The organism is Kitasatospora sp. MBT66 (assembly GCF_000710405.2).
GTDB lineage: Bacteria > Actinomycetota > Actinomycetes > Streptomycetales > Streptomycetaceae > Kitasatospora > Kitasatospora purpeofusca.
Window position 1 is genome coordinate 6,567 of sequence record NZ_JAIY01000012.1, and the last position, 10,939, is coordinate 17,505.

Consider the following 10,939-nt stretch of genomic DNA (forward strand, 5'->3'; position numbering starts at 1 on the left):
GGCGCACCCGGGAACGGTCCGAGGTCATCCCCGTGGACACCTGACCGAGGTCGTTCCAACCCCCGTGCCCGTCACCACCCTTGTTCAGGAACACCCGCACCGAACCGTTGTCGTTCAGAATCACGTAGTCCGCACGACCGTCACCGTCGAAGTCCGCCCACCGAACCCGACCCGCCCCACCCGACTCCGTACCGGCGGAGGCGCTCGCGCCGGTGATGTTGTTGTAACGCAGGCCGAAGTAGCCGCCGGCCGGGTGGCCGCCGATGTCTCCGCCGTAGATGGAGGCGGTGCCCTTCTGCATGTCGTTGGCGGCGCTGGACTCGGCGATGTAGGCGAAGGTTCCGGCGGACCTGTCGATCCAGTGGTCGAACAGGACGATGTGGCCCGAGCGGAGGATGTTGCCGTCGTGGGGGTCGTTGTCGAGGGCGTCGCCGGGCTGGAGGTCGGTCAGCGCGACGCGGGTGGTCAGCGACCGCACGTCGATGCTGTCGGTGTTCTCGCTGTTGCCCAGGTGCCAGGCCATCGAGACGAACCCGGAGCAGTCGGTGCGGTAGTAGCGGCCGCCGACGTCGGTGGCCGAGGCGTCCTGGTCGTACTGGATGTTGCGGTTGTACCAGTCGTTGGCGCGGGCCAGCACCTCGCTGCGGGTGATCTGGCCGCCCACCGAGGACGCGGCCTGGGCGGTGCCGGCGGTGGCGACGGTGACGGCGGTGGTGGCGATCGCGCCGGAGGCGGCGACGGCGGCGGCCAGGGTGAGCCGGGTCAGCTTGGAGCGGAGGGAGGAAGGCATGCGGAATCTCCTTGTGGCGGGATGGGGTGGTGACGCGGCACGGCGCGCGCGGGGCGGCCCGGGCGGGTGTCGACGGACGGCTGTCCTGCAGGAACAGCGGTCGGCGTGCGCAAGGCCGGGGCAGCGGTCGGGGCGAAGGCCCCGTCGGCGGTTCGGCCGGCCGATGACGGGCGATCAGCAGGTGTCCGGCACCAAGGGGTGGTAGCGGCGGGACAGCAGAGGTGAAGCGCGGTGGCCCCGGGCGATCAGGGTGTGCGCGGACGCGACGGGGTCCGACGGGCCGTCGGCAGGGCGGGTGAGGAGGTAGAGCAGCAGGTCCACCCGGTCGTCCTGGCTGCGGGCGGTGATGTGCTGGAGCGCGTCACCGGGCAGGGCGTGGGCCCACAGGATGCCCACGACCTCGCTCGCTTCCTCCGATGCGACCGCACCACGGTCCCTGCGCCTCAGGCTGGCGTAGACAACGTCCAAGGAGGGGTCAGCCCCAGCCGAGGCTGTCGTCGGTGGGCACGGTGCCGACCGGGGAGCCGGGAGCGGGGGTGACGGCGGGAGGAGTGACGGTGACGGGAGCTGCGGAGGCGGTGGGGGCGTTCGGGACGAGGACTGCGGGGGCCGCGGACAGGGCGGCGAGGCCGAGGGCAGTGACCGCGGCAGCCTTGACCAGGTGGGTGCGCATCATGGTGGTTCTCCTGAACGACGTTGACGAGACGGGGAGTTCCGGTTCGGCGTCCCGCGGTTGACGCTCGTTCCGGTTCGCCGTCCGGCCGGTTCCTCCGGCGGCGATCACCAGCTTGGCCTGCCGCAGGGCCCACCGGAAGGCGGTACGGCTGTCGCGAACCGGACTGTCCGACGCCGGACAAAGCAGTCATGTTCATGACATGCGAGCACTCGGGCAGGTCTCCCGCACCCGCCGCACCCGGACGGTCGACGCAGAGGGGAATCCGCTGGTCAAACCGGTGAAAGCCGCCGCAGGCGGGACAGGTCGACCCTTGTGTGCAACTGGGCCCCACTGGAATCATCAGTGACGTTTCGTGCACCGTCGTGCATGTCCGCCACACGTTTCCGGGGGGAACCATGTTGGAGGCACTCGGCCTCTCGTCCATTGCCTGCCAGGTCTACCAGGCCCTGCTGGACCGCCCCACGGACGACATCGACGCCCTCGCCGCCCGCATCCGGCTCACCCCCGGCCAGTTCCACGACGCCCTGGACGAGCTCGGCACCCTCATGCTGATCCGCGCCTCCGTCGAACACCCCGGCAGGATGCGGGCCGTCGACCCCGCCGTCGGCCTCGCCGACATGGTCGCCCGCCAGGAAGCCGATCTCGCCGCGCGCCAGGCCGCCCTCGCCGCCTCCCGCGCCGCCGTGACCCGCATGGTCGCGGACCGCGCCGAGCACCACGCCACCCACGGCGAACGCCTGCTCGGCCTCGACGCCATCCACCGCCGCCTGGAGCTCATGGGCCGCGCTGCCACCCGCGAGGTCCTCAGCAGCCAGCCCGGCACCCAGCGACCCGAGGACCTCACCGCCTCCCGCCCGGCCGACGCCGAGGCGCTCGCCCGCGGAGTGGCGATCCGCACCCTCTACCAGGACTCCAACCGCCACCAGCCGCACGCCGCCCAGTACGCCCACTGGCTGCTAGGCCGGGGCGGCGAGGTGCGCACCGCCCCCACCGTCCCCCAACGCGTCGTCATCGTCGACCGGACCGAGGCACTCGTCCCGATCGACCCCGACGACACCCGCAAGGGCGCCCTGCACGTCACCGAGCCCGGCATCCTGACCGCTCTCCTCGACCTCTACGAACAGGCCTGGAACACCGCCGTCCCGCTCGGCGCCACCGCTCCCGACGACCCCGTCAGCGGACTCACCCCCACCGAACGCGACCTCCTGCGCCTGCTCGGCACCGGCCTCACCGACGACACCGCCGGCCAGCGGCTCGGCATCTCCTCCCGCACCGTCGGCCGCCACATGGCCTCGATCATGGAACGTCTCAACGCCACCAGCCGCTTCGAGGCGGGCATCAAAGCCGCCCAGCACGGCTGGCTCTGACACCGGCGGCGTCCCCGGTCACGACCGTGCGGCGCCGAACCGCGCTCGCGGAGGCGGCCACTGACGCCCCCGCGAGCGCAGCACCCGGGCGCTGCTCACGCGCCGGGGTGCTCCGGCAGGGCGAGCCAGTCCGTCCAGGAGATCTCCCGGCCGAGGAAGCGCGGCTGCTCGAACGGCCAGTCGGCGGCGATCCACCGCGGCACCAGTTCGTCGAGGGCCTGCTCGACCTCGCTGCCCACCAGCTCGTCCACCACCCACCAGGAGATCTCGCCGTCCGCGCCGGCCTTCTCCGGCGGGTCGATGTAGACGCAGCCGAGCAGGGCTGTCTCCGCCGTGTCGAACAACGCGTAGTTGAAGGACTGGTGTGCGGCGATCTCCTTCTCGTGCCGCAGGAGGTCGACCCGGTCGGCCTCGTAGGTCATGGTGGCCGCGGGCCAGCCCCAGGCCGGGCCGAAGATCGTCCACAGCCGCTCGCGCGAACCCATCACCGCCGGATAGTCGAGCGGGGCGTCCGCCTCGCGGATCGGACGCAGATGGTGGCCACCGCCCGGCAGCGGTACCAGGACGGGATGGACGAAGTCGTCGGGGAGCCAGCTCATAGCGCCCGACCGTAGCAGCGCGGGACCACCCGGGTCGGGCAGGGGTACGGCCCCGGGGGTGCACTTTCGGGGATGGGAGCGGCGGGTGGCGGCGGTGTAGGGAGGAGAGGCAAGGCAGTGGTGGGCGACCGGGAGGGCCAGTGCGCGCGAGGGCGGACGATCGCGGGGGGAACGGCGGCGAGCGGGCGGGCGGAGGTGACCGCAGGGCCCGGGAGACGCGGGTGAGCGGGCCCGTGGCGGAGGTGCTGTCCCCGGAGCAGGCCCGTGAGCTGCAGCGGAGCATCGGCAACGCGGTGGTGGCCCGGATGGCGCGGGGCGGGCGGGGGGAACAGGACTCGGACCCCGTCCAGCGGTCCGGGGTGCACGAGGTGCTGCGGGGGGCCGGGCGGCCGCTTCAGGGGTCGGTGCGCGCGGAGATGGAGGGGCGGCTCGGGGCGGACTTCTCCGATGTGCGGCTGCACACCGGCGCGGCCGCCCAGCGGTCGGCCGCCGAGATCGGCGCGCGGGCCTACACGTCCGGCCGGGACGTCGTCATCGGGCACGGGGGCGGCGACAAACACACCCTCGCGCACGAGCTGACCCATGTGATCCAGCAGCGGAACGGGGCCGTCGCCGGTACCGACCGGGGCGACGGACTGCGGGTCAGCGATCCCCGTGACTCCTTCGAGCGCGAGGCCGAGGCCAACGCTCGACGGGTGATGGCGCGCCCGGCCGGCGGGCCGGAGGCGGTCCGGCGGGCGGAGCCGGGCCACGCCGCGGGGGCCGCCGAGCCCGCCGTGCAGCGGAAGCTGGGGTTCGAGACGGAGGTCGACATGCCCGTCGAGAACTCCAGGGGCGAGAAGTACGAGGGCGACACCGACCTGGCCCAGAGCACCGCGGCCGACTTCAAGCTGGTCTCCGACTCGCGGTCGTTGAGAGACGGCGTCGCCTACTCGAACCTGGAGTTCGTGACCGGAGCGGTCGCGGTCGTCGGCACCGCCGGCGAGTCCGGGCCGGAGACCCTCGAGCAGATGGTCGACGAGATCAGGGCGGTGCGCGAGGCGTTCTACCAGCAGACCGGGAAGACCCCGTTGGCGGGCATGGGCCTGCAGCTGGAGATCCTGCCCGCGGGGGAGGACGCCCGGATCGCCCCGGACCTCGACTTCCCGGACTACGCCGGCGCCCCGGGCATGGGCGACGGGCTGTTCGTCCACTACTCGGTCGGTGTGCCGCTGGCCGGGATGCCGATGTTCTTCGACCACCTCCGGGAGGCCGCTCCCCAGGCCCAGGGGGCGCCGCTCCCCCGCGCCCGGTTCCGGCTCTCGCAGTCGAAGACGTTCGCCGAGCAGGTCGTGGCCCGGTACGAGCAGCGTCAGGAGTCGGCGCGCAAGCGCAAGCGGCTGGAGACGGACGCCCTGGACGGCTACAGCCAGCTGTTCTTCATGCAGGTCGCGGCCATGGCCGACTACCTCGCGCAGGACCAGGACCAGGGCCAGATCAAGAACCTGACGGTCGTACTGTCCCGCTCGCAGCTCACGGACGTCCGCGCGCTCCTCGACCCCGGGTTCCAGGACTTCCTGTCGACGAACAGCGAGGCGATCGTCGACCTGCTCGCACAGTTCCAGGAGGATCCCGGCGACGGCAGCGCGAGCCTGGAGTTCCGCGACGAGGCCACCCGGGAGATCGACGGCCTCCCGGTGTCCCTCCTCTCCTTCGCCGAGTCGACGCTGAAGGGCGTCCCCCAGATCCCTCAGCAGAGCGTGTTCGGCGGCATGAACCAGATCGCCCCGCACGAGGAGGAGGGCGCCATGATGGTCCCCTTCGAGATCCGGACCATGGGCTCCCTGATGAAGACCTGGGACGAGCTCAAGGCCGAGCTGCGGGACCTTGCGAACTGGGCGGAGGAGGCGTACCGGCACGACCGGTCGCTGGCCGGCGACTCGGCCCGCACACGCACCGGTTCGTGACGCGCACCGGTTCGTGACGCGCACCGGCATCCGACGAGGGCCGGCCCGTGACGCGCACCGGCATCCGACGGGGGCCGGCCCGTGACGCGGGCCGGCCCCCGGTACTCGCCGACACTCCTGGGACGGCTGTTGTCCTGCCTGGTAGGCGTCCGAACGGTCGGGCGGGCGCGGGGAGGGATCGGATCCGGCCTTATTTGTATAACCGTCAGGTTCACATTCGAACGTCACGCCGAAGCCGCCCGGGGCCGCCGAAATGAGGATGTACGGTCACGAGCAGGGCGCTTCCTCGGCGTCCGAACCGTCGGTTTTCAGCCGGAATGACTGAGGCTCACCTTTTCTCACGGCACAACCTGACAGACGATGCGTACGGCATCTGTTCACCTGAGGTCGCTCAACACGCCGCTCACGTTGAGGACCTCGTGGCACTCCTGGGCCTGCACGCCAGTGGCCGGAGTGCCCGGCTTCGCACAGGTCACCTGGACCGTCACGGTCTGGTTCTCAGTGATCCTGATGGGGGTGACCCAGTGGTAGTCCTGGTTACGGAACGTCTCCAGCGCGATCGTCGTGATCTTGCGGTCGCCGAAAGCGATCGTCACGACGCCCTCGTCGCCCTGGAAGTTGGCGACGACGATGTCCGTGATCCCGAACGCCTTGCCCGCGGGCACGGTGTAGCTGCCGACCTTGGTCTCCCCGCCGGCCGTCGTCTGGTCGACGGTGGCCGAACTCTGCTGTCCGCCGCCCGGTCCGGTCCCGACGCCGCTGCCCGTTCCCGTGCCCGTGCCGGTACCGCCCGCGCCCGCCCCGGGCAGGGCGCTCCCGGTCCCGGAGCCCGGCTGCTGGCCGGAGCTCGGCTGCTGCCCGGATCCCGCCGCCGGGGTCCGGCCGACGAGCGGCGCCTCGCTGGAGGTCGCCTGCTGCTGGACCGCCTGGTCGGCGGCCTCCCTCGCGGTGCTGCGCACGGCGGGACGCACCAGCAGGAACCAGGCCAGCAGCAGCGCGAGGAGCGCCGCCAGGACCGCCAGCAGCCAGGTCGGGAAGATCGGTATCTGGACGAACTCGGCCTCCGGCCGCGGCCGTTCCCGGTCGTCCTCGGCCACGTCCGCACTCGCGTCCGCACCGTCGCCGTCGGCCCGGATACCGGCCTTCGCCGCGGTCTCCGGTCCGGCCTTCGCCCCGGCCTTCGCGACGGTCTCCGTTCCGGCCTTGGCCACGGTTTCCGCCACGATCTCCGCCACGGTGACGGTGAACGGCCAGGTGACCGGCTTCCCGAACCACACCGGCTTCCCGGTGCGGACCCGCAGCGCCACCTCCGCCGACTCGCCCGGCTCCAGCTTCGGCGCCGCGGGGCTGACGTCGAACTTCAGCTCCTCACCGGGCTGGGCCGGGGTGAATCCCACCTGGACGGGGCGGTTGCCCTCGTTGCGGACGGCGATGCGGAATCGTCCGCGCAGCCAGCCGCGGCGGCGCTTGGGAGCGCTCTCGGCCCGGAGCTGCCGAAATCCCTCGACCCGCACGGTGGTCTCGGGGACCTTGACGGCCTCGGGGTGCTCAGTGGGCAGGACCCGTACGGCCAGCGGCACCTCGCCCGCCCGCACCCGCGACGAACGCGGGGGCGCCAGGCGGATGGCCACCGTTTCCGAGGTGCCGGGGTAGAGCGAGACACGGTCGGGCTCGACCGTCGTCCAGGCAGCGCAGTCACCGACGACTTCCAGGCGGTACGCCTCCACGATGTCACCGTCGTTGCGAACGGTCAGGCTGGTGGTCGCGGTACCGCCCGGCGTCACCGTCACCGACGGGATGTCGAGGCCGGGCGCGCCGGAGCTGGGAGTGGCTGCTGGAGTTGTCACGCCGCGACGCTACGCCGCCGCCCGGCCCGCCTCCACGGGCGCGGGGGCAAGGCCCGGGCAGCCCCGATGCCCCGAAGAACCCATCCCAACTCCCCTGCTCAGAGGCTCTGTTGCCCTTAGCTCCCGCAGTACATCCCTCATACGCATCACGAAACAGGTACGCCTCATGCTCCCCACCGACCTCATCGGCACCGTCCACCCGTCCGGCACCGGCACCGGCACCGCGCGGCCGAGCGTCCCGCCCCAGGGCCGCGCCCCGGCCCGCGGCTCGGCAGCCCACGTCCCGGCCCACGGCCCCGCCCGCGCCCTGGCCGCCCACGACGCGGCGGCCGGCGAGCCCGGCGGGCGGGTCACCGTGGCCGTCTACGCCTCGGACCCGGTCCTGCACGTCGGGATCGTCCAGCAACTGCGCCAGCGACCCGAGGTGGAACTGGTCGACGGTGCCCACCTGCACGAGGCGCGGGTCTCGCTCGTCGCCGTGGACAGCGTGGACGACGAGACGACCGCCCTGCTGTACCGGCTGCGCCACAACTCCGCCACCCGCACCGGGCTGGTGGTCGGCACCTTCGACTCGGGTGACGCCCTGCAACGCGCCATCGAGTGCGGGGTCACCGCGGTGCTGCGGCGCGCGGAGGCCGACCAGGACCACCTGCTGCGGCTGGTCCTGGCGATGGCGAACGGTGAGGGCGTCCTGCCCGGCGACCTGCTCGCGAAGCTGCTCGACCACGTCGGCAGCCTGCAGCGGTCGGCCCTCGACCCGCACGCCGCGTCCCTGTCCACGCTGACCCCGCGCGAGGCGGACATGCTGCGCCTGGTGTCGGAGGGCCTGGACACCGCGGAGATAGCGCGCAACACCTCGTACTCCGAACGGACCGTCAAGAACGTCCTGCACGAGGTCATCACCCGGCTGCAGTTGCGCAACCGCTCCCACGCCGTCGGCTACGCGCTGCGCAACGGGCTGATCTGACCGGACCGGCACCGGCTGCCCTAAAGCGCAGCCGGTGCTTCCCCCGGGCGCGGCCCCGGGGCCCTGCCGGTCCGCGGCCGCGGCCCGGCAGGGTGGCAGCGTCGGACATGGATGCTGGACCGTACTGTGAGGTGGACCGTGATGGGCACGGGTGGCTCCGGCCGTCGGCGACACCGCTGGGGCAGGGCCGGTGCGGCGCTGCTGCTGCTGGTGCCGCTGCTCGCGATGACGACGGCCGCCGGCCCGGGCAGCACCGGGGACCGGCCCGCCGCGGCCGGCAGCGGGACCGGGGCCGCGGCGGCCGATGCCGGGGAGAGCCGGATCGCGTACGCCGGCACCCGCCACCGGAGCCTCGGCCGGGTGGCGACGGACACCACGAGCCCCCCGCTGTTCGGCGAGGGCCCGGCGCACTTCGACGTCCAGCCCGCCGCCCTGGGCGACCGGCTGGTCTTCGCGAGCCGCCGCGACGAGCAGTCCCCGCAGATCTACCTGCGCTCCGCCGACGGCTCGGTGCACCGGCTGACCAGCGGTCTGGACGCGGCGAACCCGCGGCTGACGCCGGACGGCCGGTCGGTCGTCTTCGACGCGGCCCGGCCCGCCGGGACCGGTGGGACCCAGCGCGACCTGTGGCTGGTTCGCACCGACGGCACCGGCCTCACCCGGCTGACCGACACCCCCGCGAACGAGGAGCACCCCACCGTCTCGCCGGACGGCACGCGGCTGGCGTACTCCTCCGACGCCGACCGGGCCGCCGGCCGGCAGGTCTACGTCCGGCCGCTCCGGGGCGGGCCCGCCACCCGGGTCTCCGACCCCGCCGACGGCGCGGGCACCGAGCCGGTGTGGAACCCGGTGGACGGGCCGGCGACCCGGGACCGGATCGCGTACACCGCCACCGGACCGGACGGGCCCCGGCTGCGGTGGACCGACGGGCGCACCGGCGGGCCGCTGCTGGCGGGCCCGCGGGCACAGTGGCGCACGCACGGGGCAAGCTGGCTGCCCGACGGGAACGACCTGCTCTTCCTCAGTCCGGACCGGACGTGCAGTTGCGAGGGCGACTGGGACCACGTCTTCCGGGTGAAGGCGCTCTCGGAGGACGAACCGGCGGTGGTGCTCAGCGAGGACCGCGAGGTCGGACCGGCCACCTGGCTCGGCCCGCTCCAGGGCGGCGGCGCGGTGGTCGAACGCGTCTCGGCGGACGGCCCGCACGTGGTGACCCTGCAGGACGTCCGGCCGGACGGCTCCGACCCCCGTGACCTCGGCCGGACCGTCCTGAAGGAGGACCCGGCGGCCGACACCGAGACGGATCCGGCGAAGGACCCGCTGTTCCGGCCCGCCACCGGGTACGACCCGTGGACCGAGCGGCAGAACTACACGCCCGACGGGCGCCGGATCGTGCTGACCCGGTTCGAGGACGCACCGGCCGGACCGGACCTGCCGGCCGGGCGGATCGAACGGATCTGGATCGCGGACGCCGACGGCTCCGGCCCGACGGCGCTCCCGCTGGCGGGCCGCGGCCCCAGGGACTGGGACACCGATCCGACGTTCTCCCCGGACGGCCGGTACCTGGCCTTCACCCGGACCTCGCCCGGCGGGGTCGGCGGCGCCTCCGGTCCCGGACGGATCCTGATCGCGGACGCCGCCACCGGCGCGCTCCGGGGCGTGATCGTCCCGCCCGAGGGGCAGCTCCAGGGCGGCGACGCCCAGCCCACCTGGTCCTCCGACGGCACGACCCTGGCGTTCACCCGCAACCAGGTGATCAACGGCGGCGGGGGCAACAAGCACGTGTGGACCGTGCCCGTGGACCGGCTGGACCGGCAGCGCGACCTGAGCGCCGCCCACTGCCCCGGCGCCTGCGAGGTCATCGACGACAGCCCGGCGTTCTCACCGGACGGCACCACCGTCGCCTTCAACCGCAAGAACGGCGCCGGCCGGGTCGACGAGCGCAACGGGATCCTGCTGGCCGCCGCGGCGGGCGGCGCCTGCCGGGTGCTGCTGCCCGACGCGGCCCGCGACCGGCCGGGGGCCTGCGGCCGGGAGCTGCCCGACACCACCGCCACCGGGCCCTTCCAGCCCCGCGACGCCGCCTGGAGCTCCGACGGCAGGACGCTGGTGATCAGCTCCCGGGCCGCCCTGGCCGCCAACAGCCCGGAGAAACTGTCCCTGGTGGACGTGGCCTCCGGGGCCCGAACCCCGCTCACCGCCGGACTGCCGGGCCGTCAGAAGGAACCGGGCGTCCAGCAGTCCGTGGACCTCGCGGTCCAGGCACCCGGTACGACCGCGCCGGTCACCGCGGGCGAGTCCGGGACCGTCCGGGTGGACGTCGTCAACCACGGCCCGGCCGCCTCGCCCGGGACGAGGCTGACCGTCGCGCCCCCGCTCGGGGTGACCGTCACGGGCCTCACCGCGCCCGGCGCCACCTGTGACGCGGCGGCGCTGGTCTGCGCCCTGGGCGTGCTGCGCCCGGGCGACACCGTGCCGGTCACCGTCACCGTCACCGGGGTCGAGCCCGGTGACCAGCCCCTGGACTGGTCGGTCACCGGTGCCGTCCTCGACCCCCGTCCCAGCGACAACACCGGCCGGACCGTGGTGCCGGTACTCCCGGCGCCGGCCCCGCCGACACCCGGTCCGACGCCGACAGCGACCCCGACGGCAACCCCGACCCCGACCCCGACCCCGACACCGACGGCAGATCCGCCGACGACCCCGGTGCCCGCGCCCGCCCCGCCGGCCCCGCTGCCGCCCGCCCC

General features: G+C 73.7%; 8 protein-coding genes and 1 pseudogene. 4 read left to right on the plus strand and 5 right to left on the minus strand.

The features are described 5' to 3' along the window. The 3 genes and pseudogenes from BI06_RS51460 to BI06_RS32480 form a co-directional block, all read right to left on the minus strand. Positions 1 to 790 (minus strand): annotated as a pseudogene (locus tag BI06_RS51460) (hypothetical protein); the annotation flags it as partial. Positions 791 to 964: 174 nt separating this feature from the next. Next, positions 965 to 1,186, minus strand: a complete 222-nt coding sequence (locus BI06_RS32475; protein ID WP_030394862.1) for a hypothetical protein — start codon at positions 1,184 to 1,186, stop codon at positions 965 to 967. Positions 1,187 to 1,265: 79 nt separating this feature from the next. After that, complete coding sequence (locus BI06_RS32480) at positions 1,266 to 1,466, minus strand: hypothetical protein (RefSeq protein WP_043474340.1); 201 nt, start codon at positions 1,464 to 1,466, stop codon at positions 1,266 to 1,268. A 395-nt stretch (positions 1,467 to 1,861) separates the two neighbouring features. On the opposite strand from BI06_RS32480, the gene BI06_RS32485 reads away from it, so the two are divergent. Next, on the plus strand, positions 1,862 to 2,833 hold the full coding sequence (locus BI06_RS32485) for a LuxR C-terminal-related transcriptional regulator (protein WP_043474342.1): 972 nt from the start codon (positions 1,862 to 1,864) through the stop codon (positions 2,831 to 2,833). Between the two features lie 95 nt (positions 2,834 to 2,928). Here BI06_RS32485 and BI06_RS32490 read toward each other — a convergent pair whose 3' ends face one another. Continuing rightward, entirely contained in the window at positions 2,929 to 3,432 is a 504-nt protein-coding gene (locus tag BI06_RS32490) for a hypothetical protein (protein ID WP_043474344.1), read from the minus strand. Between the two features lie 221 nt (positions 3,433 to 3,653). Between BI06_RS32490 and BI06_RS48665 the strand changes: the two genes are divergently transcribed. Then, a complete protein-coding gene (locus tag BI06_RS48665) occupies positions 3,654 to 5,378 on the plus strand; it encodes a DUF4157 domain-containing protein (RefSeq protein WP_051742433.1) in 1,725 nt (574 codons plus the stop codon). A gap of 377 nt (positions 5,379 to 5,755) precedes the next feature. Here the strand turns inward: BI06_RS48665 and BI06_RS32500 are convergent, their stop codons facing one another. Further along, complete coding sequence (locus BI06_RS32500) at positions 5,756 to 7,225, minus strand: hydrolytic protein (protein ID WP_082558843.1); 1,470 nt, start codon at positions 7,223 to 7,225, stop codon at positions 5,756 to 5,758. 166 nt (positions 7,226 to 7,391) lie between these two features. Here BI06_RS32500 and BI06_RS32505 point away from each other — a divergent pair, with 166 nt between their 5' ends. Beyond that, positions 7,392 to 8,192 (plus strand): response regulator transcription factor, encoded by an 801-nt coding sequence (locus BI06_RS32505; protein WP_082558844.1) that lies wholly within the window; start codon positions 7,392 to 7,394, stop codon positions 8,190 to 8,192. A 111-nt stretch (positions 8,193 to 8,303) separates the two neighbouring features. Next, the coding region (locus BI06_RS32510; protein ID WP_233290384.1) for a hypothetical protein at positions 8,304 to 10,939 on the plus strand (2,636 nt) is incomplete at its 3' end.

Bases quoted from the DNA above. Each gene is read 5' to 3' on its own strand.
- BI06_RS32480 (WP_043474340.1), bottom strand. From the start codon at position 1,466: ATGATGCGCACCCACCTGGTCAAGGCTGCCGCGGTCACTGCCCTCGGC.
- BI06_RS32485 (WP_043474342.1), top strand. From the start codon at position 1,862: ATGTTGGAGGCACTCGGCCTCTCGTCCATTGCCTGCCAGGTCTACCAG.
- BI06_RS32490 (WP_043474344.1), bottom strand. From the start codon at position 3,432: ATGAGCTGGCTCCCCGACGACTTCGTCCATCCCGTCCTGGTACCGCTG.
- BI06_RS32505 (WP_082558844.1), top strand. From the start codon at position 7,392: ATGCTCCCCACCGACCTCATCGGCACCGTCCACCCGTCCGGCACCGGC.